This window comes from Actinomadura mexicana (genome assembly GCF_900188105.1).
GTDB lineage: Bacteria > Actinomycetota > Actinomycetes > Streptosporangiales > Streptosporangiaceae > Spirillospora > Spirillospora mexicana.
The window spans coordinates 72686-95906 of the sequence record NZ_FZNP01000023.1; the positions used below are offsets into that span (position 1 = coordinate 72686).

Annotated in this window: 22 protein-coding genes and 2 tRNA genes; 17 read left to right on the forward strand and 7 right to left on the reverse strand. The window is 71.9% G+C overall.

The window, feature by feature from the left end:
• The first annotated feature begins 128 nt into the window (after positions 1–128).
• The 4 genes from CHC11_RS36770 (at position 129) to CHC11_RS41800 (ending at position 6436) form a co-directional block, all read left to right on the forward strand.
• Positions 129–1478, forward strand: coding sequence for a hemolysin family protein (locus CHC11_RS36770; protein WP_089316509.1), 1350 nt, complete (start codon positions 129–131; stop codon positions 1476–1478).
• Positions 1466–2482 carry a hemolysin family protein gene (locus tag CHC11_RS36775; RefSeq protein ID WP_089316510.1) on the forward strand — a complete coding sequence of 339 codons (1017 nt, stop codon included), beginning with the start codon at positions 1466–1468 and terminating at the stop codon, positions 2480–2482. Before CHC11_RS36770 ends, CHC11_RS36775 begins: the two co-directional genes overlap by 13 nt.
• A 74-nt stretch (positions 2483–2556) precedes the next feature.
• On the forward strand, positions 2557–3573 hold the full coding sequence (locus tag CHC11_RS36780) for a cation diffusion facilitator family transporter (protein WP_089316511.1): 1017 nt from the start codon (positions 2557–2559) through the stop codon (positions 3571–3573).
• An 82-nt stretch (positions 3574–3655) separates the two neighbouring features.
• The gene (locus tag CHC11_RS41800) at positions 3656–6436 is read left to right on the forward strand and encodes a hypothetical protein (RefSeq protein WP_089316512.1); all 2781 of its coding nucleotides are present in this window, start codon (positions 3656–3658) and stop codon (positions 6434–6436) included.
• Here the strand turns inward: CHC11_RS41800 and CHC11_RS36790 are convergent.
• Positions 6433–6840, reverse strand: coding sequence for a phage holin family protein (locus tag CHC11_RS36790; RefSeq protein ID WP_245920237.1), 408 nt, complete (start codon positions 6838–6840; stop codon positions 6433–6435). The genes CHC11_RS41800 and CHC11_RS36790 overlap by 4 nt on opposite strands.
• A 104-nt stretch (positions 6841–6944) precedes the next feature.
• The gene (locus CHC11_RS36795) at positions 6945–7391 is read right to left on the reverse strand and encodes a hypothetical protein (RefSeq protein WP_179279190.1); all 447 of its coding nucleotides are present in this window, start codon (positions 7389–7391) and stop codon (positions 6945–6947) included.
• A gap of 191 nt (positions 7392–7582) precedes the next feature.
• Here CHC11_RS36795 and CHC11_RS36800 point away from each other — a divergent pair, with 191 nt between their 5' ends.
• The 9 genes from CHC11_RS36800 (at position 7583) to CHC11_RS36840 (ending at position 16278) form a co-directional block, all read left to right on the forward strand.
• Positions 7583–8245 carry an HAD family hydrolase gene (locus CHC11_RS36800; RefSeq protein WP_089316513.1) on the forward strand — a complete coding sequence of 221 codons (663 nt, stop codon included), beginning with the start codon at positions 7583–7585 and terminating at the stop codon, positions 8243–8245.
• Positions 8246–8289: 44 nt separating this feature from the next.
• On the forward strand, positions 8290–10116 hold the full coding sequence (recQ, locus tag CHC11_RS36805; protein WP_089316514.1) for a DNA helicase RecQ: 1827 nt from the start codon (positions 8290–8292) through the stop codon (positions 10114–10116).
• Positions 10117–10240: 124 nt separating this feature from the next.
• Positions 10241–10702 carry a DUF5666 domain-containing protein gene (locus CHC11_RS36810; protein WP_143227445.1) on the forward strand — a complete coding sequence of 154 codons (462 nt, stop codon included), beginning with the start codon at positions 10241–10243 and terminating at the stop codon, positions 10700–10702.
• A 90-nt stretch (positions 10703–10792) separates the two neighbouring features.
• Complete coding sequence (locus tag CHC11_RS36815) at positions 10793–11476, forward strand: response regulator transcription factor (RefSeq protein ID WP_089316516.1); 684 nt, start codon at positions 10793–10795, stop codon at positions 11474–11476.
• Positions 11473–12801, forward strand: a complete 1329-nt coding sequence (locus CHC11_RS36820; protein WP_089316517.1) for a sensor histidine kinase — start codon at positions 11473–11475, stop codon at positions 12799–12801. Before CHC11_RS36815 ends, CHC11_RS36820 begins: the two co-directional genes overlap by 4 nt.
• 78 nt (positions 12802–12879) lie before the next feature.
• A complete protein-coding gene (locus CHC11_RS36825; protein ID WP_089316518.1) occupies positions 12880–13848 on the forward strand; it encodes an alpha/beta fold hydrolase in 969 nt (322 codons plus the stop codon).
• Positions 13845–14708, forward strand: a complete 864-nt coding sequence (locus CHC11_RS36830; RefSeq protein ID WP_089316519.1) for an SDR family NAD(P)-dependent oxidoreductase — start codon at positions 13845–13847, stop codon at positions 14706–14708. The genes CHC11_RS36825 and CHC11_RS36830 overlap by 4 nt, the downstream gene beginning before the upstream one ends.
• 346 nt (positions 14709–15054) lie before the next feature.
• Positions 15055–15684, forward strand: coding sequence for an acetate uptake transporter (locus CHC11_RS36835; protein WP_089316520.1), 630 nt, complete (start codon positions 15055–15057; stop codon positions 15682–15684).
• Between the two features lie 51 nt (positions 15685–15735).
• Entirely contained in the window at positions 15736–16278 is a 543-nt protein-coding gene (locus CHC11_RS36840) for a DUF1707 SHOCT-like domain-containing protein (protein ID WP_089316521.1), read from the forward strand.
• On the opposite strand, the gene CHC11_RS36845 is transcribed toward CHC11_RS36840, so the two are convergent.
• A complete protein-coding gene (locus CHC11_RS36845) occupies positions 16275–17504 on the reverse strand; it encodes an MFS transporter (RefSeq protein ID WP_089316522.1) in 1230 nt (409 codons plus the stop codon). The two genes, CHC11_RS36840 and CHC11_RS36845, sit on opposite strands and share 4 nt — an antisense overlap.
• Positions 17505–17587: 83 nt before the next feature.
• On the opposite strand from CHC11_RS36845, the gene CHC11_RS36850 reads away from it, so the two are divergent.
• On the forward strand, positions 17588–18046 hold the full coding sequence (locus CHC11_RS36850; protein WP_089316523.1) for a winged helix-turn-helix transcriptional regulator: 459 nt from the start codon (positions 17588–17590) through the stop codon (positions 18044–18046).
• 432 nt (positions 18047–18478) lie between these two features.
• A complete protein-coding gene (locus CHC11_RS41805) occupies positions 18479–18631 on the forward strand; it encodes a hypothetical protein (protein WP_179279191.1) in 153 nt (50 codons plus the stop codon).
• A 178-nt stretch (positions 18632–18809) separates the two neighbouring features.
• On the opposite strand, the gene CHC11_RS36855 is transcribed toward CHC11_RS41805, so the two are convergent.
• Positions 18810–18885: transfer RNA gene (locus CHC11_RS36855), tRNA-Arg, on the reverse strand.
• 188 nt (positions 18886–19073) lie between these two features.
• On the opposite strand from CHC11_RS36855, the gene CHC11_RS36860 reads away from it, so the two are divergent.
• Together CHC11_RS36860 and CHC11_RS36865 are read left to right on the forward strand one after the other, a co-directional pair.
• Positions 19074–19505, forward strand: coding sequence for a hypothetical protein (locus CHC11_RS36860; RefSeq protein WP_089316524.1), 432 nt, complete (start codon positions 19074–19076; stop codon positions 19503–19505).
• 137 nt (positions 19506–19642) lie between these two features.
• Positions 19643–19731 (forward strand) — tRNA-Ser (locus CHC11_RS36865).
• A gap of 165 nt (positions 19732–19896) precedes the next feature.
• Here CHC11_RS36865 and CHC11_RS36870 read toward each other — a convergent pair.
• The 3 genes from CHC11_RS36870 to CHC11_RS36885 all read right to left on the reverse strand — a co-directional run bounded on the left by CHC11_RS36870 (position 19897) and on the right by CHC11_RS36885 (position 23082).
• Positions 19897–21468: a tyrosine-type recombinase/integrase gene (locus tag CHC11_RS36870; protein WP_089316525.1), complete on the reverse strand. Its 1572-nt coding sequence runs from the start codon at positions 21466–21468 to the stop codon at positions 19897–19899.
• A 456-nt stretch (positions 21469–21924) separates the two neighbouring features.
• Positions 21925–22116, reverse strand: coding sequence for a helix-turn-helix domain-containing protein (locus tag CHC11_RS36880; RefSeq protein ID WP_089316542.1), 192 nt, complete (start codon positions 22114–22116; stop codon positions 21925–21927).
• Positions 22117–22185: 69 nt separating this feature from the next.
• Positions 22186–23082, reverse strand: coding sequence for a hypothetical protein (locus CHC11_RS36885; RefSeq protein ID WP_089316527.1), 897 nt, complete (start codon positions 23080–23082; stop codon positions 22186–22188).
• Positions 23083–23221: the final 139 nt, after the last annotated feature.

Sequence of the window (23221 nt, forward strand, 5' to 3'; positions counted from 1 at the left end):
GCCCCACGGGCCCGTACCCTGTGCAGGGGGAACCTCGTTGTCCCTGGTGACGTTACGACAGGTACGTCGTCTAACGAGAGGAGTGGTGAGTCCGCGGTGTCGGACCCCAGTCATAGACCCGGTGCCCCATGCTGAGCGCGGCGCTGGGAGTTCTCGCGGTGATCGTCCTCACCGCCGCCACCGGATACTTCGTCGCCCAGGAGTTCGCCTACGTCGCCGCCGACCGCGCGACCCTGGAGCAGGCCGCCGAACGCGGCGACACCTCCGCCCGCAGGGCCCTCAAGGTCATCGGCAGCGTCTCCTTCATGCTGTCGGGGGCGCAGCTCGGCATCACGATGACGACCCTGGTCGTCGGCTTCATCGCCAAACCCGCCCTCGCCGAGCTGATCCAGCCGCTGCTGGGCCTGGTGGGCATTCCCGAAGGGGCCACGGGCGCGATCGCCCTCGCCACCGGCTTCGTCGTGGCGACGCTCATCCAGATGCTCCTCGGCGAGCTGTTCCCGAAGAACCTCGCCCTGGCCCGCGCCGAGCAGCTGGCGCGCGTGCTGGCCGCGTCCACGCTCGTCTACCTGACGGTCGCGGGGCCGCTGATCCGGCTGTTCGACCGGGCGGCGGAGCGGCTGCTGCGCGCCGTGGGCGTCGAGCCCGTCGAGGAGCTGCACAGCGGCGCGACGCTGGAGGAGCTCGGCGACATCATCGGCAAGTCGCACAGCGCCGGGCACCTGCCCGCCGACCTGTCCGGCCTGCTCGACCGCGCCCTGTCGTTCGGCGACCTCACGGCCGACGAGGTCATGGTGCCGCGCCCCCACGTCCGCGCGCTGGAGGCGACCGCGCCCCTCGCCGACCTGGTCGCGCTGATCCGCGAGACCGGGCACAGCGCCTACCCCGTCTACGGGCAGGAGGTCGACGACGTGGTCGGCGTCGCGGGCGTCCGCGAGGTCGCCGACGACGCGCTCGACCCGTCCACCCCGGTCGGGTCCGTCGCCCGGCCCGCGCTGCTGGTGCCCGGCAGCCAGCCGCTGTACGGCGTCATCGAGCACATGCGCGACTCCGGCGAGGAGTTCGCCTGCGTCGTGGACGAGTACGGCGGGCTCGCCGGCATCCTCACCTTCGAGGACGTCGCCGAGGAGCTCGTCGGGGAGATCGCCGACGAGACCGACGGCCCCGAGGACGCCCCGACGTCCGGGCCGGACGGGTCCTGGCTGGTCGACGCCGGCATGCGCATCGACGAGGTCGGCCGCCTCACCGGCCTCGACCTGCCCGAGGGCGACGCCTACGACACCCTCGGCGGCCTGGTCATGGCGGAGCTGCGCCGGCTGCCGAGCCCCGGCGACCGCCTCACCGTCGAACTGGACGGCGGCGCCGTCGAACTGGAGGTCGTCAGCGTGGCCCGCCGGGTCGCCGAGAAGATCCTGATCCGCGCGGCCGCGCCCGCGGACGTCCCGTCCGGCGAGGAGGAGGTCGCGTGGACCCGCTGACCTCGCTGCTGATCACCGCCGCGCTGCTGCTCGGCAACGGCTTCTTCGTCGCCGCCGAGTTCGCGCTGGTCGCGGCCAACCGCCCGCAGCTCGAACGCGCCGCCGCCAAGGGCAGCCGCCCCGCCGTGGCCGCCGTCGCGGGCGTCCGCGAGCTGTCGCTGATGCTCGCCGGCGCGCAGTTCGGCATCACGATGTGCTCGCTCGGCCTCGCCATCGTCACCGAGCCCGCGTTCGAGCACTTCCTCGAACCGCCGCTGCACGCGCTCGGCGTCCCCGAGGCGGGCTCCAAGGCCATCGCGCTCGGCTGCGCGCTCGCCGTCGTGACGTTCCTGCACATGGTCGTCGGCGAGATGGCGCCGAAGTCGTGGGCGATCGCGCACCCGGAGCGGTCGGCGATGATCCTCGCCCTGCCGTTCCGCGCGTTCGCGAAGGTGTCCCGCCCGATCCTGTCGGCGCTGAACGCGGTGACCAACGCGCTGCTGCGCCTCATCCGCGTCACGCCGAAGGACGAGCTGGACAGCCACACCGACCCGGCGCGGCTCAGCCACCTGGTCGGCGAGTCCCGCCGCCTCGGCCTCATCGGGCGCCGCGACCACGAGCTGCTGCACCGGGCGATCTCCGCGCGGGAGGCCACGGTCGGGCACCTCGTCGTGCCCGCCACGTCCGTCACCACGATCGACGCGGACGCGACCGCCGCGCAGATCCGCCGGACCGCCACGGCCAGCGGCCACAGCCGCCTCCTGGTCCGCGACCTGGACGGCGGGATGACGGGGATCGTCCACGTGCGGGCCGCCATCATCGAGCCGGGCGACGAGCGCCGCGCGGGCGAGCTGGCGCACCCGGCCCCCGTCCTCACGGCGGCGACGACCGTGCTGGACGCGGTCAGCCGCATGCGCCGCGGCCGCGCCCAGCTCGCCGTGGTCAACGACGACCGCGACGAGTTCGCCGGAATCGTCACCCTGGACGACCTCCTGGCGGAGCTTCTGGCCACCAACCCGCACTGACACAGCCCGCGTACCTGCGACAACGCCGCAGGTGTCGAGGTGCTGCAACGGGTTTCCCGGTCCATCATCGGAAGATGAGCGGACACGGGCACGGTCACGGTCACGGGCACGGGCACTCGGGGAAAGGGCGCCTGGCCCATCTGGTGCGCCCGCACTCGCACGAGGCGGCCGACAAGGTGGACTCGGCCATGGAGGCGAGCGCCCAGGGCATGCGCGCCCTGTGGATCTCCCTGGCGGCCCTCGGCGCGACCACGGCGCTGCAGGCCGCCGTGGTCGCGTTCACCGGCTCGGTGGCGTTGCTGGGCGACACGCTCCACAACGCCGCCGACGCGCTGACGGCCGTCCCGCTGGGCGTCGCGTTCCTGCTCGGCCGCCGCCCGCCGTCCCGCCGGTACACCTACGGGTACGGGCGCGCCGAGGACCTGGCCGGCGTCGTCATCGTCCTTGCCATCGCCGCGTCCTGCGCCGTCGCCGGGTACGCCGCCGTCCAGCGCCTGGCCCGTCCACAGCCCGTGGACCACGTGGCCGCCGTGGCGGGCGCCGCGCTGGTCGGCTTCCTGGGCAACGAACTGGTGGCGCGCTACCGCATCCGCACGGGCCGCCGCATCGGCTCCGCCGCACTCGTCGCCGACGGCCTCCACGCCCGCACGGACGGCTTCGCGTCCCTGGCCGTCCTCTTGGGCGCCGCCGGTGTCGCCCTGGGCGCCCCCTGGGCCGACCCGGTCGTCGGCCTGCTCATCACGGTGGCGATCCTGACCGTCCTGTGGCAGACGGCCCGCGAGGTCTGGCGCCGCCTGATGGACGCCGTGGACCCCGCCCTGGTCGACCGGGCCGAAGCCGCCCTCTCCGCCACGCCCGGCGTCCGGGCCGTGGGCGATGTCCGCCTCCGCTGGATCGGCCACAGTTTGCGCGCCGAGTGCGACGTGGTCGTCGACCCCGCGTCCACCGTCGTCCGCGCCCACCAGATCGCCGTGGACGCCGAGCACAGCCTCCTGCACGCCCTTCCCCGCCTGACCGGCGCGGTGGTCCACCCGGACCCCGAGGCCCGCCCCGGTGAAGATCATCACGCCGTCCTGGCGGGACACCGCTGAGCCTGCGACCTGTGAGACGTTAGTCCTGAGCAGAAGGGGAACATACTGGCCCCGGACGATCGATCTGGGACGGGACGGCGTTGTGAACCAGCCTTCGGAAACCAACGGACCCGACGAGAGCACCCGATCCCCCTACGTCCCGGACTCCGACCTCCCCACGGCGGCAGTCCCCCTTCCCGGCGCCGACGAGCAGGAACCGTCCGCCGAGGCCACCCAGGCCCTCCCGGTCGTCACCCCGCCTCCCACCGAGACCGCCCCCGAGCCCACGCAAACCGTCGAGCTTCCCGGCGCATCGTCCCAAGCCACGCCGCCAGCCGGCGGCCGGCCCGGCGATGACCCGGCCGCGACGGCCCCTGAGCAGCCCATGGACGACGCGGCACCGGCGGCGGACGCGCCGGTCGCCGGCGGCGCGGAGGCGGCGCAGCACGTACTGGCGGAGGACGTGGAGCCCGCCGGTTACGCGCCCGGCGTGCAGGAGGGCGCCGAGGGTGAGGAATTCGATCCTCGGGCGGTCCTCGGGACCGTGCCGATCGAGGTCGCCGAGCCCACGCCTCCCTTGGGGACGGACGCGGGCGACGAGGGCTGGCGTGAGCTGGTCGAGAGCGTCTACGGGCCGCTGAGCGAGTTCTACGAGGGCATCGACGCGCGGCTGCGAGAGGTGCCCGAGGACGTTCCGCCCGTGGGGTGGGCGCCGCACATCGCGGCCGTCCGGGCGTTGCGCGACGGTCAGGTCGCGGGGGAGTGGGACGTGCTCGCCCGGCTCCTGGTGGCGCCCGGGACGCTGGAAGGCGCGGAGGGGCTGCGGCTCGTCCAGGTGGACGAGGGCGACGAGGCCCGGGTCGTCCGGGACGCGGTCAAGGAGCTCACGCAGGCCGACGGGCGGGCCCTGCTGATCGCCCCCACGCCGGAGAAGGCCGCCGAACTGCTGCGTGCCGTGCAGGGCGACCCCGATGTCTTCTCGCTGCTGATCGAGACGCAGCCGGAGACGGCGGAGGCGCGGTCGGTGCGGACGCAGGGGCTCCCGCCCGCCGAGGAACCGCCCGCCGGGGAACCGTCCGCCGAGCGGGAGCCGCCGCCGCTGCGGGAGCCGGGGTCCAACGGGACGGTCGAGTTCAGGCCCGTGGTCGGCGCGCTCCCGGAGCCCGAGGCCGCGGTGACCAGAGCCGAGCCGCTGCCCACACTGCCGCCCGTGGAGCCGGTTGAGCCCGGGGAGGGTCCGTCGGCGCCGGAGGCGCGGGTGCGGTCGGCGGCGCTCCGTCCGGTCGGGGAGGCGTGGCGGCTGTCGTGGCAGACGGAGGCGCGGCTGCTGCAGCGCGGGTTGATGTCGCTGGAGCAGTGGCCGCGGGACGCGGCGACGCTCCAGTCCGTCCGGGCGGAGAACGTGCGGCGGTCCGAGGAGCTTGAGGCGGAGCGCGCGGGCCTGGCCCGTGCGATCGAGGAGGCGCGGGCCGCGGCGGCGGGCGCGCAGGAGGCGGCCGCCGGCGCCGACGCCGAGGCGGAGCGGCTCGCCGGCGTCCAGGAAGAGGTCGAGGCGGAGCTGGCGGGGCCGCGGGACGAGGCGGAGCGGCTGCAGAGGGCCGCGGACGAGGCGGGCGCCGAGGCGGCCGCGCTGACGCGGACGGCCGACGCCACCTACGCGCGGTGCGTCCAGATCGACGAGCGGGCCAGGACGGCGCAGTCGGAGCTGCAGGGTGCGCGGCAGGCGGAGGCGTCCCTGACCGACGAGCTGACGCGGGCGCGGGAGGCGCTGCCCGGCGCGGCGGAGGAGGCGCACCGGCTGACGGCGGCCGACGCCGACGCCGCGGCGGAGGGGCACGCCGCGTACTACCGGCTGGTGTCGGCGGAGTCGGCGCTGTCGGCGCTGCGCCGCAAGATGACGCTCGGGCAGCGGCTGCACGTGGCGTCGCCGCCGTCGGAGCTGCGCGGCCTGCGCGCCGAGGTCAGGGCCCGGACGCGGGAGGCGGACGAGGCGGCGACGCGGGCGCAGGAGGCCAAGGAGGCGGCGGAGCAGGCTGAGCGGGTGCGGCGCGGGCTGGCGTCCTTCGTGTCCGAGGGCGGGGCGCGGCTGAAGGCGGCGCAGGAGGCACAGGAGCGGCTCGGGACGGAGCTCACCTGGCTCGCGGCCGAGCGGGAGAAGGTCGGCGCCGAGCACCAGGAGCAGGCGCTGCAGGCGTCGGAGGCGGTCGAGCGGGCCACCGAGGCGGGCCTGCGGGCCCGCGCGGCGCACCAGGTCGCGCAGGCGATCGAGGAGCGGGCGACCGCCGCGCGGACGTCCCGCGAGGCGGCGCTCGCGGCGGCGGCGCGGGCCCGGTCGGACGCGGAGTCCGCCGCGGCGCGCGCGGCGGAGACCGCGTCCGAGCTGGCGCGCCGCACCGAGGAGGCCGCGGCGGAGATCGCCGCGCGCGAGGCGGAGCTGGAGACGGTGGCGGCGGCCGAGGGGCGGTCGCGGGAGAGCGTCCTGGAGATCTGCGGCGCCGACCCCGCCGACGACCCGGAGGTCGTCCCCGCGCACCAGCGCCGCGCGATGGCCCGGATCGAGGAGCTCACCGGGTACCTGGAGGGCGGCCGGGCGGCCGGGAGCGAGGTCCTGCTCCGCACCGCCGACCTCGTGGTCGGGACGCCGGCGGGCGCCGGGCTGACCGTCCGCGACGAGGAGTTCGACGCGCTGATCGTCGCGGACGCGGGAACGGTGACCGACGGCGAGTTCCTCGTCGGGGCCGTCCGGGCGCGCCGCTGGATCCTCGTGGGGACGGCCGGCACGCGCCCGCCGGGCTACCGGGAGTACGCGGGCTCGCCGGCCGGGCGGCTGGAACTGAGCCCGTTCGAGCGCGCCTCGACGGCCGCGCCCGGTCTGGCGGGCTAGTCCCGGTTCCTGTTCCGGTTCCTGTCGTCGTCGTCGCCGTCGGGGAGGAACAGGTGGAGCAGCCAGCCGACGACGCCGACGACGATCGCGCCCCAGAAGGCCGGCCAGAACCCGGTCACGTGGAACGGCAGGTCGAGGCCCCCCGCCAGCTCGCTCGTCAGCCAGAGCAGCAGAGCGTTCACCACGAGCCCGATGAGCCCGAGCGTGACGACGTAGAAGGCGCAGCCGAGGGTCTTGATGATCGGCTTGAGGACGGCGTTGACCAGCCCGAAGATGACGGCGACCGCGACCAGCGTGAGAATCCGCCGGGCGGTGGTCTGGTCGCCGAGCGTGATCCCGTCGATCAGGACCGTGGCGATCCACAGGGCCACCGCGGTGGCGCCGACCTTGAGAAGAATGCGCACGCCACGCATCATGCTCGCCGCGAACCTGCCATGTCATCCCACTGCGAGGCGATCCGGGCGGATACTCCCGTCATCACCGCGGATGACCCGCCCGGCGCCGCGTCCTACTCGGTGCGGTCGAAGAACGGGGAGGTGGCGGCGGCCTGCGAGCGGGCGCCGGACCTCCCGCCCGCCACGCGGGCACCCTGCGCGGCGGGCTCGCGCGGCGCGGCGTCCCGCCGGGGCGGGGTCTGCCGGACGCGGGCCAGTTCGCGCTCCAGGCGGCGCTTCTCCATCTCCAGCGTGGTCAGGGACTCCTCGTGCTCCTCGCGCAGCTCGCGCAGGTCGCGGCGGGTGCGGATGCGGCGGGCGGCGCCCGTGAAGGTGAGCGACATGCCGGCGAGGAAGACGAGGGCCACGCCCGCGCCGGCGAGGAACACCTGCCATTCGCTCTCCAGGCCGGGGACGGACTGGCCGAAGACGGCGAGGTTCGCCGGGCCGGTGTTGTCCATGACGACACCGGCGCCGACCGCGATGGCGGCCGCGACCAGGAGAAAACCGAGGAACACCATGGGCAGATCTCCTCTGCAGTGACTCCGGAGGGGGGACGGAGGTGCCCCACCATGCCAGACCGAAAGTCGATCATGTCGGATTCGTCGGATAAATGCTGGTCAGAGGCATTCGTCCGAACCGGCCGCGCCGGGTTCCGACGTGATCGCGGCGGGTAGTGACGGGACGTCGCGACGAGATCCGTGGAGGGCCCATGTCCGTGCAGGCCATCGTGTTCGACCTGGACGGCGTGCTGATCGACTCCGAGCCGGTGTGGGAGGAGGTGCGGCGCGGCTACGTCGCCGAGCGCGGCGGGCGCTGGCTGCCCGACACCCAGGACCGGCTCATGGGCATGAGCACCGAGGAGTGGGCGCACTACATCGCCTCCGACCTCGTCGACGGCGTCACGGCCGAGGAGGTCGCCTACGAGGTGGTCGACCGGATGTCGCAGCGGTACGTGGAGGGGCCGCCGCTGCTGCCGGGCGCCGAGGACGCCGTCCGCCGGATGGCCGCATACCGCCCGCTGGGGCTGGCCAGCTCGTCCCCGCGCGCCCTGATCGACCTCGTGCTCGGGCATCTCGGGGTGGACGGCCTGTTCCGCGCCACCCTCTCGACCGAGGAGGTCGAGAGGGGCAAGCCCGCCCCCGACGGCTACCTCACCGTCGCGGCGCGGCTGGAGGTCGCGGCGCGGCACTGCGTCGCGGTCGAGGACTCCGGCAACGGGCTCCGGTCGGCGCACGCGGCGGGGATGGCGGTGATCGCGATCCCGCGTCCGGCGCACCCGCCGGCGTCCGACGCGCTGGCGCTGGCCGCGCACGTCGCGGACGGCCTGGACGAGCTGACCCCTGAGCTCGCGGAGGCGGTCGTCCACAGGTGAAGGTTCGGGGGACGGGTGTCCGCGGCGGTTCGTAGTATGGCCCGGTGACTTCCCCTGAGACCCCGGAGACCCTCGACACCCTGCGGCGCGTGTTCGGCTACGACGCGTTCCGGGACGGCCAGCGGGAGATCATCGAGCATGTGGTCGCCGGTGGGGACGCCCTCGTCCTGATGCCGACCGGCGGCGGCAAGTCGCTGTGCTACCAGATCCCGGCGCTCGTCCGGAAGGGCACCGGCATCGTCGTCTCGCCCCTCATCGCCCTCATGCAGGACCAGGTGGACGCGCTGCGCGCCCTCGGCGTCCGCGCGGGCTTCCTCAACTCCACCCAGGACTTCGACGAGCGCCGCGTGGTCGAGGCGCAGTTCACGGCGGGCGAGCTCGACCTGCTGTACCTGGCGCCCGAGCGGCTGAAGCTCGCCGCGACCGTCGAGCTGCTCGACCGGGGCGACGTCTCCCTGTTCGCGATCGACGAGGCGCACTGCGTCTCGCAGTGGGGGCACGACTTCCGCCCCGACTACCTGACACTGTCCGGCCTGCACGAACGCTGGCCCGACATCCCCCGCATCGCGCTGACCGCGACCGCCACCGAGGCCACCCGCGGCGAGATCGCCTCCCGCCTCCGGCTGGAGCAGGCCCGTCACTTCGTGGCGAGCTTCGACCGTCCCAACATCCAGTACCGGATCGAACCGAAGACCGACGCCAAGCGCCAGCTGCTGCGCCTGCTCCAGAGCGAGCACAAGGGCGACGCGGGCATCGTCTACTGCCTGTCCCGCAACTCGGTGGAGAAGAACGCGGCGTTCCTGACCGAGAACGGCATCGAGGCCCTCCCCTACCACGCGGGCCTCGACGCCGAGATCCGCGCGGCGAACCAGGCGCGCTTCCTCCGCGAGGACGGCCTGGTCATGGTCGCGACCATCGCGTTCGGGATGGGCATCGACAAGCCCGACGTCCGCTTCGTCGCGCACCTCGACCTGCCCAAGTCCGTCGAGGGCTACTACCAGGAGACGGGCCGCGCCGGACGCGACGGCCTCCCGTCCACCGCCTGGCTCGCCTACGGCCTGCAGGACGTCGTCAACCTCCGCAAGATGATCGACGGCGGCGAGGGCGACGCCGCGCACCGCCGCCGCCAGGCCATGCACCTCGACTCCATGCTCGCCCTCTGCGAGACGGTCGAGTGCCGCCGCGTCCAGCTGCTGAACTACTTCGGCCAGCCCGGCGAGCCCTGCGGCAACTGCGACACCTGCCTCACGCCGCCCGAGACGTGGGACGCGACCGTCCCCGCCCAGAAGGTCCTGTCGACCGTGGTCCGCCTCGACCGCGAGCGGCGCCAGAAGTTCGGCGCCGGCCACATCGTCGACATCCTGCTCGGCAAGAAGAACGCGAAGGTCATCCAGTTCGACCACGACTCGCTGAAGGTCTTCGGCATCGGCACCGACCTGCGCGACGTCGAGTGGCGCGGCGTCGTCCGCCAGCTCCTCGCCCAGGGGCTGATCGCGGTGGAGAGCGACCACGGCACGCTCGTCCTGACCGACGAGAGCGCCGGCGTGCTGCGCGGCGAGCGCACGGTGATGATGCGCCGCGAGACCGAACGCCCCGTCGCGAAGGCGGCGAAGACCGCCAAGGCCGCCAAGGCCCAGGTCGAGCTCCCCGCCGAGGCGATGCCGATCTTCGAGCGCCTCCGCGCCTGGCGCGCCGCGACCGCCAAGGAGCAGGGCGTCCCCGCCTACGTCATCTTCCACGACGCGACCCTGCGCGAGATCGCCACCGCCCTCCCCACCTCCCTGGCGGCCCTGGGGCGCGTCAACGGCGTGGGCGAGAACAAACTCGCCAAGTACGGCGACCAGGTCCTCGAAACCCTGGCCGCCGACTAGAAGGCGGCGACCGCCGCCCCCACGCCCGTCGCCGCAAGGCCACAGGCGGTGGTCGGGGAACTCTCAGGGTTCTCCCAGGGTTCCGCGTGGACTTCTGCCAGGCGCGCCCGCTTACATGTCCGGCATGCGAAACAACCGGAACACGATCGCGGCCGGGGCCGGTGCCGCCGGGCTCCTCGGGCTCGGGCTCTACTTCTCCGTCCCCGCCTTCGCCGACGACCCTTCGCCCTCCCCCTCCCCCACGGCGCACGCGGGCCAGGGCCACCCCGGCAAGGGGCACCCGCTCCGCCGGGCGCGCGCACTGCGCGGCGTCCACGGCGAGGCCACCGTCAAGCGCAAGGACGGGTTCCACCTCGCCACCTGGCAGCGCGGCAAGATCACCGCCGTGTCGGCGACCGGGGTGACCGTCCGCAGCGACGACGGCGTCTCCTGGACGTGGACGTCCGACGGCAGTACCCACGTCCGCAGGAACGGCGAGAAGTCGTCCCTCAAGGGCCTGGCCGGCGGCGACCAGGTGCTCGTCGCCGGGGAGCGCTCCGGCGGCACCCGGACCGCGCGCCTGATCCGCGTCCCCAAGGCCCGCTAGTCCACCGGAACCTTCCATGCCGGGTAGTTTCGGGCGGGTGAATCCGATGTGCGGGCGCGAAGCCGGCGAGGGAGCGGGCTGCGGGAGCCGATGAGCGAGACCCGGCGGGTCCTCGTCGTGGACGACGAGGCCAACATCCGTGACCTCGTCGAGGTCGCGCTGCGCTTCCACGGCTTCGCGACCGCCACCGCCCGCACGGGCAAGGAGGCGCTCGGGGCCGTCCGCGAGGCGCGGCCCGACCTCGTCCTGCTGGACGTCATGCTGCCCGACCTGGACGGCTTCGAGGTGTGCCGGCGGCTGCGCGCGGACGGCGACCAGGTCCCGGTGATCTTTTTGACCGCGCGGGACACGCCGTCCGACACCGTCACGGGCCTCACGCTCGGCGGTGACGACTATGTCACCAAGCCGTTCTCGATCGAGGCGCTGATCGCCCGGGTGCGGGCCGTCCTGCGCCGGGCGGCCCCGCCGGAGCCCTCCGCCGGGCCCGTGCTGCGCGTCGCCGACCTCGAACTCGACGAGGCGCACTGGACGGTGCGGCGCGGCGGCGTCCCCGTCGAGCTGTCCCCGACCGAGTTCCGGCTGCTCGCCTACCTGATGCGCAACGCGGGAATGGTGCTCTCGCGCGCCCAGCTGCTCGACGGCGTGTGGGGCTGGGACCACGGCAACCCCCAGGTCGTGGAGACCTACGTCAGCTACCTGCGCCGCAAGCTGGACCCGCTCGGCACCCCGCTCATCCACACCCAGCGCGGGGTGGGCTACGCGCTGCGGCCATGACGCTCAACGCCCGGCTGCTCACCGGCCTGCTCTCGGTCACCACCGCCGGGCTGGCGATCATGGGCCTGGTCAGCGCGCTCGTGCTGAACGGGTACCTGATGCACCGCGTGGACGGCCAGCTCCAGGCCACCCGCGACCGCGCCGTGGCGCGTCTCCTGCGTCCCGGCCTGCCCGAGCAGGGCGTCGCCCCCGCGCAGTTCGTGGTGCTGGCCGTCGGCCCGGCGGGGCGGGTCCGCGTCCTCAGCGGCGACGCGCCCGCGCCCGCGCAGGCCGTCCGCGAGGTGCGGCGGCTCGGCCGGGACGGGCTGGCCGCCCGCGCGCGCAGCCTCGAACCGTTCTCCCTTCCCGGGCTGCGCGCGGTGGCGCGTCCCTGGGGGAAGGGCGTCGTCGTCGTGGCGTCCCCCCTCACCGAGATCCACGCGGCCGTCCGCAACCTCGTACTGTCCGAGATCGCCACGGCCGCCCTGCTGCTCGCGGTCCTGCTCGTGCTCGGCCGGTGGCTCATCCGCCGCGGCCTGCTGCCGCTGGGCCGGATGGCAGCCACGGCGCACGCCATCACCGCGGGCGGCGACCTGCGCGCCCGCATGCCCACTCCCGGACAGCGCACCGAGGTGGCCCGCCTGGCGTCCGCCATCAACGTGATGCTGGAGCGGATCGAGCAGGCGTTCTGGGCGCGCAGCCGTTCCGAGGCCCGCGTCCGCGAGTTCGCCGCCGACGCGTCCCACGAGCTGCGCACGCCGCTCACGGCCATCCAGGGCTACGCCGAGCTCTACCGGCACGGTGCGCTCGGGCCGGACGAGCTGCCCGACGCGATGCGCCGCATCGAGGAGGAGGCCCGCCGGATGAACAGTCTCGTCACCGACCTCCTCGAACTCGCCCGTCTCGACCGCGAGGCGTCCCTGCAGCCCGTCCGCACCGACCTCGTCGCCCTCGCCCGGGACGCCGTGGCCGACGCGACCGCGGCGGCCCCCGACCGTCCCATCGCGCTGGACGCCCCGGACACTCTGGCCGCGACCGTCGACGAGGCCCGCATCCGCCAGGTCTTCGCCAACCTTCTGGCCAACGTGCGGGCCCACACACCTCCCGGAACGCCCACGACCATCCGCCTGGCGCCGGGCCTGATCGAGGTGGCGGACGAGGGACCGGGCATGTCCCCGGAGGACGCCGCCCGCGCCTTCGAACGCTTCCACCGGGGCACGCAGGGCGGCACCGGCCTCGGCCTCCCCATCGTCGCCGCCATCGCCGCGGCCCATGGCGGACGGGCCGAACTGCTGTCCGAGCCGTCCAGGGGGACGATCGTCCGCGTCACGCTGGGTTCCCACTGAGCGGGACATGCCGGTGCCGCCGAGGGCGTCGTCCTGCACAGTCCGAAGGTCGGCTCCCCGAGGCGAAGGAACCGCAGCATGGCGGGCTGGAGTCATCGTTACGCGCGCATCAACGGCCTGGACGTCCACTACGTGGAGCAGGGCGAGGGGCCGCTCGTCGTCCTCCTGCACGGATTCCCGCACATCTGGTTCAGCTGGCGCCACCAGATCGGGCCGATCGCCGGCGCGGGGTTCCGCGTCGTCGCGCCCGACATGCGCGGCATGGGGCACACCAGCGGCCCCCGGGACCACCGCGAGTACGACGTCGACCGCATCGTGGGCGACCTCACCGGCCTCCTCGACCACCTCGGCGAGGAGAGGGCCGTCTTCAGCGGCCTGGACTTCGGCCTCTTCGCCGCCTACGACCTGGCCCACCACCACCCGGACCGCGTCGCCGCGATCATCGGCCTGGAGAACCCGTTCTTCACCCCGAGCGACGAGTCGCCCCTGACGCTCGCCGCCCGCCAGGCCGAGCGGCACTTCAACCACATCCACTACTTCGTCGAGCCGGGCGTCGCCGACCGCGACCTCGCCGCCGCGCCCCGCGAGTTCCTGCGCAAGGTCTTCTACGCGCTTTCCAGCGACTACCACTACCTCGACGTCTGGCGGCGTCCTGCGGGCACGTCCTATATCGACGCCCTCCCCGAGACGCCGCCGCTCCCGTGGACGTGGCTGACCGAGCCGGAACTCGAGTTCTACGTCGACGCCTACAGCCGCAGCGGCTTCACCGGCGGGCTCAACTGGTACCGGGCGATGGACCTGTCCTGGGAGTACCGCAAGTCCTACGGCGACCGGAAGAACCCCGTCCCGTACCACTTCATCGGCAGCGAGCAGGACGCCGACCTTGAGGGCTGGCACGGCGACGACCCGCTGAGCAGGCTCGGCGACCACCACGCCGACGTCCGCGGCGTCAGGATGATCAAACGGGCCGGCCACATGATGCAGATGGAGAGGCCCGCCGAGACCACGGCGGCGATGCTCGAATTCCTCGCGGGGGGCGACAGGTGAGCCGCACCGAAGACCGGATCGTCGTGGTCACCGGCGCCAGCCGCGGCGCCGGGAAGGGCATCGCGCTGGCCCTCGGCGCGGCCGGCGCGACGGTCTACGTGACGGGCCGGACCCGCAACGAGGGCGACGCCGGCCTCCCGGGCACGGTCCTCGCCACGGCCGAGGAGATCGACGCCCGCGGCGGCACCGGAGTGCCCGTGATCTGCGACCACTCCGACGACGCGCAGGTCGCGGATCTGTTCGCGCGGGTGGAACGCGAGCACGGCAGGCTGGACGTCCTCGTCAACAACGCCTTCACCATTCCGGACGGCCTCACCCGCGAAGGGCCGTTCTGGGAAAAGCCGCTGGCGCTCCAGAGCATGTTCGACGTGGGGATGCGCTCCGCCTACGTGGCCAGTTACCACGCCGCCCCGCTGCTGGTCCGAAACAACGCGGGCCTCGTCGTCAACACGTCCTCTTTCGGCGGACGCTGTTACATGCACGGCCCGGCCTATGGCGCGGGAAAGGCGGCCGTCGACAAGATGGCGCACGACATGGCGGTCGATTTCGAGCCCTACAACGTCGCCGTCATCTCGCTGTGGATGGGTCTGCTGAAGACCGAACGGAACAGGGCGCTCTTCGAGGGCGTCCCCGACCGGTACAAGTCGTTCGCCGCGGGCGCGGAGTCAGCCGAGTTCAGCGGCCGGGTGATCGACGCGCTCGCCCGGCACCCCGAGATCATGCGGTGGAGCGGGCAGGTCCACATCGGGGCCGAGCTCGGCGCCGAACTGGGCGTGGTGGACGTCGACGGAAGCAGTCCCCGGTCGCACCGCGGGCACCTGGGCGACCCTCCCACCTTCAGCCCCGCCGTCGTCAAGTAGTCGGCAACGCCTTCGCCAAGGCTTGCCCGTCCTACCGGTCGGCCCTTCAACGAGGCTTCCCAGTCAAGCGGGAATACCTCCTGCACGGGGCAAACGATTTCACATATCGCGGAACTGTGCGGCGCCCCATCGTCACAGTGACCGCGATTAGTGGAGATACGTCGGAAATGCCCCGCGAAAGGGCACCTGACCTGGCGCGCGGGCGGAGTTATGATCCGAAACAGGGCCGAGGAGATAACGGTCCCATCCGGGACGTCCGGACGTCCGTTGTCCGCATTCCTTCGTCCATCCCTGCCCGGCCGAGACCGCGCGAGACAAGGCGATGGGACTCCAGCGAGGAGGCACCATGACCCACGTCGAGCAAGAGCCGACCCCGCACACTCCGGCGGCGACCGCCGATCCGGCCCCCCTGGGCCTGGCGGCCTTCGCCCTGACCCTGTTCCTTCTGTCCGTCAAGAACGCCGGGTGGACCGACGGCACCGACGCCTGGCTGAGCTACGCCCTCGCCTACGGCGGCCTCGTCCTGATCCTGGCGGGCATGTGGGAGTTCCGCAATCGCAACGTGTTCTGCGCGACGGCCTTCTCGTCCTACGGCGGCTTCTGGCTCGGCCTCGGCCTGTACGCCGTCCTGATCGCCGGTGAGACGACCCCCGCCCAGGAGGCCAACGACCTCGGCTGGATCCTCCTCGCCTTCGCGATCTTCAACACCTACATGATGCTCTGGGCGACCCAGGTCAACCAGGCCGTCCTGGCGGTCTTCGTCGCCCTGGAGGCCACGGAGATCATCCTGTTCATCGGGAACTTCGCCACCAGCGAGACCACGATCAAGATCGGTGGCTACCTCGGCGTCCTCACCGCCATCTGCGCCTGGTACGCCTCAGCCGCCGGCGTCATCAACGGCATGACGGGCCACACCTTCCTCGGCGTCGGCAAGCCTCTCGAACACCGGCTGGCCCCCGGCACCGAACACCGCTGACCCGCGACTTGCTTCCGGGCCGGATCACGGGCACGGCGCTAAGGTGATTTCGTGACCCCCCGTCCAGAAGACTTGGCGCGCCTCGTCGGCGACGACGACCGCGACACCGCCGTGCAGCGCCTGCGCGATGCCTACGCCACCGGGCACCTCACGCACGAGGAGATGGACGAGCGCCTCGACCAGGTCCTCTCCGCCAGGACCCACGGCGACCTCGCGGCACCCCTGGCCGCACTCCCGGCCGAGGACGCGGGCACCACGTCCACGATCGGCGCCGCCACCGGACGGATCAAGCGTCGCGGCGCCTGGCGCGTACCCCGCAGCCTCAAGGTCGAGTCCGCCTTCGGGCGCGTGCGCCTGGACCTGTCCAAGGCGATCATCGAGCACCCGGTCGTCGACATCGAACTGCAGGTCGGCACCGGCCGCGCCAAGATCACCGTCCCGCGCGACGCGATCGTCGAGATCGAGGGCCTGCACACCGGACTGAAGGACGCGCGCTACACGCCCCGCCGCCCCTCCCGCCCCGGCGGCCCCAAGATCCGCATCACCGGCACCATGGGCCTCGGCCGCCTCAAGATCCATCACGCCCGCCGCTAGCGGTTCCCCGGCCTCGCGGCCGTCCGAACACGACGCGGGCCTCGATCGCCTGGTGTCCGAGCGGCACGGTCGACGGTCCTCGCCGCTCGGGGAGTGAACGCCCAGGTGACGAAGGCGCAGAGTGCGAGCGCCGCGCCGAGGGCGGTGGGGCCTGCCCAGCCGGCGGCGTCGAACAGGGCCGTGGTCGCGGCCGCTCCCAGGGCCGAGCCGAGGGAGTAGAAGACCATGTAGGCGCCGATGGTGGTGCTGGTGCGGCCGGGGTAGGCGGCGGTGAGCGTGTGCTGGTTGCTCACGTGGACGGCCTGGACGGCGAAGTCGAGCACGATCACACCGAGGACCAGCAGGGGCAGCGACCACGAGAGCTGCCCGATCGCGGCCCAGGAGGCGAGCAGGAGCCCGAGTGCGATGCCGGTGACCCGACGCGCGTGCCCGGCGTCGCCCCAGCGCCCGGACCGGGCGGCGCCCAGAGCCCCGGCCAGCCCGGCGACGCCGAAAAGCCCGATCTGCGCTTCGCCGAGATGCCACGGCGCACCGGCCAGCGGCAGGGCCAGGCCGCTCCACAGGGTGCCGAACGACGCGAAAAGGAAGAACGCGATCAGACCGCGGCCGAGGAACACCGGCTGGACGAACAACCCGCCGAAGGACCGGAGCACCTGTCCGTACCGTGCACTGTCAGAGCGGACGTCTGCGGGCAGCACGGTGAGGGTGAGCAGCGCGAGGACGCCGGCGAGGGCCGCCAGGACCAGGTAGACGCTCCGCCATCCCCACAGGTCCGCGAGGACTCCCGCCACGACGCGCGCACCGAGGATGCCGATCACCACGCCCGAGGTCACGATGCCGAGGTTGCGCCCGCGCTCGGCGGACGGGGACATCGACGCCGTGTACGCGACGGCGGTCTGCACCACCACCGCGAACACGCCCGCCGCGGCCAGTCCGGAGAACGCCGCCCAGGCGACCGGGGCGACCCCGGTGATCGCCGCTCCGGCGGCCACCAGCCCGAGGTGCGCGGCGATCAGGCGCCTGCGGTCGAGCATGTCGCCCAGCGGCACCAGCAGCACCAGTCCCGCCAGATAGCCGAGCTGGCCGGCGGCCACGAACCAGCCGAGCGAGTCGACCGGCACGTCCAGGTCCCGGCCCATCGCGCCCAGCACCGGCTGCCCGGCGTAGACGCTCGCCACCGCGACCCCGCACACCGCCGCCAGCAGCAGCCTCGTCCTCCAGTGCACCGGCCCACCTCCGTTGGTTTCATTTTGCAACTGAACGGAGGGTAGGCCAGAATGGTTTCATTACGCAACTCGTTGGAGGGCTGATGGCACGCGACGAGACCGACGGGCCGAACCCCGCGTGGACGGACCCGATCTGCCCGGTCGCCCGCACCGCCGATCTGGTCGGCGACCGGTGGAGCCTGCTCATCGTCCGCGACGCGATGGACGGCGCCCGCTCGTTCACCGACTTCCAGCAGCGCACCGGAATAGCCCGCAACATCCTCAGCGAGCGGCTCCGCAAACTCACCGCCCACGGCCTGCTCACCCAGGTCGACGCCCCTTCGGGCAGGCGCCGGCTCTACGCGCTCACCGAGGCGGGCAAGGACTTCTTCCCCGTGATCGTCGCGCTGCGGCAGTGGGGCGAACGCCACGCCTTCACAGCGGGCGAGACGCACTCAGTCCTGGTCGACGACGAAGGCGCCCGCGTACCCGACCTCCTGCCCACCGCAGCGAACGGCTCGCCACTGACAAGCGACACGACCTCGGTACGACGCCCCACCTGATCCACTGGCACCGCGTCCGCCGGGGCCTGCCGGCCAGGCCCTCGTTCCGTTCCCGATCCCCGGCCGCGTGCCAGGTCGTCCATGGTCGCCGCACGCCACTGGCCCGACGACCGCCCCACACCACGCCTGTCGTAGCTGAGGACCGCGATCCCGACCTCCAGCAGGCACCGACGGATCGGGCGGAAGTAGCCGTCGTTGTCCCGATCCGACGGCCCCGATCCCCCGATCAGAACAACGCCTGCCGCCGCGCCGCCATCAGGAACGCCGAGCGAGCCGGCCGACGTGACGACCTCAGCGCCGAACCTGATCTTCGCACCACGCTCTACAACGTCTGCGGAACCGGCGTCACCAGTCTCTCCAGGTGAGCGGCATGGTCAGGGCCAGCAGGGGCGGTCGGCGAACACCCTCCGTCACCTGCCCGGCGGGTCGAAGGTGCTGAGCGGCGGGGGCGAGTCCACCCCCCGCGGCAGCAACCTGATCACCGACACCTACCCGAGCTCGGACGACAGGACCTGGACCGTCTACGACAAGAACATCATCGACGCCAACTCCTGGATGCGCGTCAGAGCGTTCTGCGCCACCTGACACCACCACCGGCGTCCAAGGCCCTGACCGTCAGCGCAAGGGGCCACCCACGCAGGGCAATGAGCAGCTGAGCCCCTGAGCGGCGCCCTCTTCAGGGCCCGACCGAACCTGGGCTCCCAACGCGGCTCCCACGGCCCACGCAAGAGGCCCCTTCCATAACCGGAAGGGGCCTCTGAGCTGGTGCACCCGAAGGGATTCGAACCCCTAACCTTCTGATCCGTAGTCAGATGCTCTATCCGTTGAGCTACGGGTGCCTGCCGGAGTTACTGTACCGGCTCCGGGGACCTGACCGCGAATCAGTTGACGGACGCGAGGGCCTCGCAGTGTGACTTGAGTCACGGAACCCTTGGTGGGGTAGGTACGCCAAAGGTGTGATTAAGGCGGGTGTGACCTGGGAGGGTGTAGCCCGTCCGAAAGCCCAACCCCCTGAAGGAGAATCCCCATGCGCATGTCCGCCACCAAGCTGGTCGGCGTCCTCGCCGTCGGTGGACTGATGCTCGGTTCCACGGGCTGTGGCGCGGTCGACGCCATCGCCGGCGGGAAGAAGAAGACCGCCTGCAAGAACATCGAGACGGAGCTGCGGAGCTTCTCCACGGGCGGCATGTCGATGTCGTCGCCCAGCGGCGCCTCGGCCACCGCGCAGAAGTTCTCGGACACGGCCTCCAAGGTGCGCTCCGAGGGACAGAGCGCCGGCGGGGACGTCGAAAACGCCGCGACCGCGTTCGCGGGCGACCTCGACGAGACCGCGTCGATGCTGCGGCAGGTTCAGTCCGGCAGCACGACGCCGCGCCAGCCAGACCTCGCGGGAATGCGGCAGCACGGCAACGACCTCGCCGAGGCCTGCGGATTCACCGGGTTCCGGCTCGGCGGCTGACGCCCGGCGCGATCCGCTCCCGCGGCCCCGGGAGCGCGGCGCTCGGACGTGTTTCCGACTATGCTGTCGGGGCCAAGGGTCAGACTTTGCCGGTTGGCTCGCCGACCCGGTAACCTGTCCTGGGCCCGATGGCTCCTGGAGGATTCGCCTAGTCCGGTCTATGGCGCCGCACTGCTAATGCGGTTTGGGTGCAAGCCCATCCGGGGTTCAAATCCCCGATCCTCCGCCCCTTCTGACCAGGGACTTCGTCCAAGATTGCGATCTTGAACGAAGTCCCTGTCGCATTCCAGATGTCCGTTTCTCCTGGCCTGGTGTGCACATGGTGTGCACGGGAGGTCGGCGGAGTGCTTTCGTCGCCGGACGATGCGGGCGCCGACCGTCTCGACTTTGATTACCCTGCGTGTTGGCCGCGCCGGTTGCGGTGGTCCGCGAACGAGATCACGTTGGTGGCGTCGGACCGTCTCGGCTGGGGTCGGCGAGGGACGACCGCGGCCACCGCCTCGGCCGCTGCACGGGACACCTCTGGAAGTACCGAGGTGTAGGTGTCGGCGGTGAACGAGTGGCGGGCGTGGCCGAGCGTCTCGCTGATCACTTTCATGTTGACGTTGCCGAGCAGGGCGAGCGTCGCGGCTCCGTGCCGGAGATCGTGAAAGCGGATCGGCGGCAGCGGCTCACCTCCCGTCGCCACCTGGACGGTGCGGACAGAGATCCGGTGGTGACGGGCGATCCTGTCGATGGACCAGCCCTCGACGGAGTGCTTGTCCTGGACGAGTCCGTACTTCTTGATCAGGTCCTCGAACCGTGTGGAGATCCACTGGGGACGCAGCCGTGCCCCGTCCTCGCGGGTGAAGACCCGTCCGGAGTCCACCCACACCTCGGGGCCGGCGGCGGATCTTTCACGTTCCTGGACGACCCGCCAGTCCAGCAGTACCGAGATGGTCGCCTCGTCCAGCGCCACGGTGCGCTCGCCGGCCTCGGACTTGGTGTCGTCGTACTCGTCGGCCTGGCTCTCGGAGCCAGGACGCGTCTCGCGGACGGTCAGCGTGCCCGTGCCCTGGAGGTCGGTGTCCGCCCAGGCCAGTCCTGCGACCTCGGCTCGACGCAGCCCGCGGAAGGCGACCAGGTGGAAGAGGGCGTACAACCGCTCGTCCGTGATGAAGTCGAGGAAGGCGCCCGTCTGGGCGGGCGTCCAGACCATCACCGGGCCGGGCACCTTGCCGGTCTCCTGCCACCGCTGGACGCGTTCGGTCGTCCAGACGAGCGGCTTCGCCCGCCTTCCCCTGACGCGAGGTGTTTCTACGTGCGCGATCGGGTTCTCCCTCAGGCGCTTGGACTTCACCGCCCAGTTGAGCGCCGAGAGCAGAACCGCATGGATCTTCCTCACCCTCGTCGGGGAGATGGGCTTGGTCTGCTTGCGGCGGGGAGCCTCTCCGAGCTTGAGCTGTCGCGTTGAGTACGCGCGGACTTCAAGCAGGCGCCGGAGCATCTCGCTCGGCTTCGCCCCCTCGGGGAGAGGGCGGTTGATCTGCATGATCGCCTCGTTCAGGGCGACCACGTGCTTGTCCCTGAGGTCGACCAGCTTGAGGTGTCCCAGGCCGGGCACCAGGTAGAGCTGGACGATCTCCGTGTAGTCCGCGAACGTCGAGGTGGACAGGCTCTCCTTCTTGGCCGGAAGCCAGATCGTCTCCAGGTACGCGCCCGTCTTCAGGCTCCGATCCAGCTGCCGTCCATGGATCTCGAACTTGGCCAGTTCTTCCGTGAGTGCTTGCTGCGCCGCCTTCTTGGTCTTGAATGGCCCGACGGTCGGCTGTCTTCGTCGGCCGCTGCTTCCTGCGGGTGCGTCGTAGCGCGCCCACCATGCTCCGTGGTCGCGGTTGACCAGCTTCGGGCACTTGCCCGCGGGATATTTCTCGCCGGTCTCGGGATTGCGGCAACCGCAGCGCTTGTAGGTCGTGCCTCGCATGTTTTCTTCTCCGGGAACGATTACTTCGTGGTGTCGGGGGTTGCGAGACGGCTCTGCGGGAGTTGCTCTACTCGTGAGGCCGTTTCCCAGTCGGACACCACTCGAATTGCGTCGAGCTCCTCGTCGATCTCGGTGAGCGTCAGGCCGACGTCAGGGGCTTCACAGAACGCTTCGTGCCGGACAGCGAGGCCCTCGATCGCCTCACGGGCAGAGGGTGGCGGGAGGTCCCAGGGCACGGAATCGAGGTAGTGGCGTTCTGCTTCCGCTCGCTCACGGCGAGTCAACTACAACCGGGTAGATCTTTTCAAGTAGAGCCTTGAAGGTTGAACACCGAGGTCAGACGCCCTGCACCGGCATGCCGAGCTTCGTCGCCATCCCGGTGCCGAGCGTCTCTCTCCGACATGCCAGCCGCCCGTGCTTCATCCGGAATCGGCGAGCAAGCCGGCTCCTGAGGGACTACGTGACGCCGAGCAGCCTGCGGAGTTCCGCGGTCGGCACGCGGTAGGTGGTGCCGACTCGGATGATGCGGCAGGGGAAGTCGCCACGCTTCGCCAGCTCGTAGGCGTACGTACGAGAGAGTCCAAGTGCGCGAGCGGCGGTCATGATGCTGACGACCGTGGGGAGAGTGTCGAGGTCTTTGTGGTGCATGGTCTGCATTCGGATGCCTCCGTGTCTTGGTGTGTGGAGGTGGGGTGATGCTTCGCCATGGCGAACTTGTTAGCGGCGCTGGCGGCTTGGGTGAGTTGGTGCCGTGGGGCCGGTCGGTGCGGGGCGACTGGAGGCCGTGGGTGGCAGCGGAGCCCACGGGTTGGGAAACGCGGCCATGGCGAGACGCGCTTGTGAGGGCATGGCTGCCTGTGCGGATTGAAGTGGAGCGTTGTCGCGGTCGGCGGGTTTTGCTGCGCGGACCTGGGCGGTGGCTTTTCGGGCGGCGTCGGCTTGGGCTTGGCGGTGCTGGAGTCGGCGGAGCTCAGCGATGGTGTCGAGCAGGTTGATGAGGTTGGAAATCAGCAGCATCGCTGACACCGCCGTCCGGTCCATGGCCCCGGTTAGCGCAAGGAGCCGGGCTGTGCTCCGCAAGGCGTTGCCAGCAGGAGTGGGGCGAGGAAGACGCCCGTAGGGTGCACGTGCGGCGCGGTCGTAGGTGTCGGCCGCGCGGCGGAGGTGGTGGTTGCCGGTTGATTGGGCAGCCGCGTGGAGGGCGTCGGACGCAGCCCAGCAGGCGTCCTGGGCTGCGTGTGGATTGGTAGCCAGGTCGCGCCGGAGATGAGCGGTGGCGTGGGCAGCGGCACGGGCGGCGTCATCGTAGAAGGCCTGCCGTTCCTCGACAGTGAGGTCGTCGTCGATCGTTGGCGCGGGGCCGGTGGCGGGCGAGGTCCAGCGTTGCTGGAGGCGCGTCAGTGAGAGGTCATCTGCGAGGCGGCTTCCCGCGTGCCAGGTCGGTTCTTCGTCACCGTGGTCGGTGGGGAACGCGACGGCGTAGCCGGTGATCTGGGGAGGCAAGTACTGGCTGTAGCGCGCCTTGACCAGGAGGCCGGAATCCTGGAGGCGGTCAAGGAACTCGGCGGTCGTCCGGGCTTCGTCCGCGGCGCGGCGGACGGTCGTCCGCAGCACGGCCCGCTTCGTCCGCTCGGACAGGTGCCGTCCGTCCAGCGGACCGGTAGGTGTCAAGTCAAACGAGACAGGGGCAAGTGATCGTTAGGCGGCGCGTTTCTCCTGGTCAGGACTGGTCTGGTCGGTGGTGTCTTCGTCG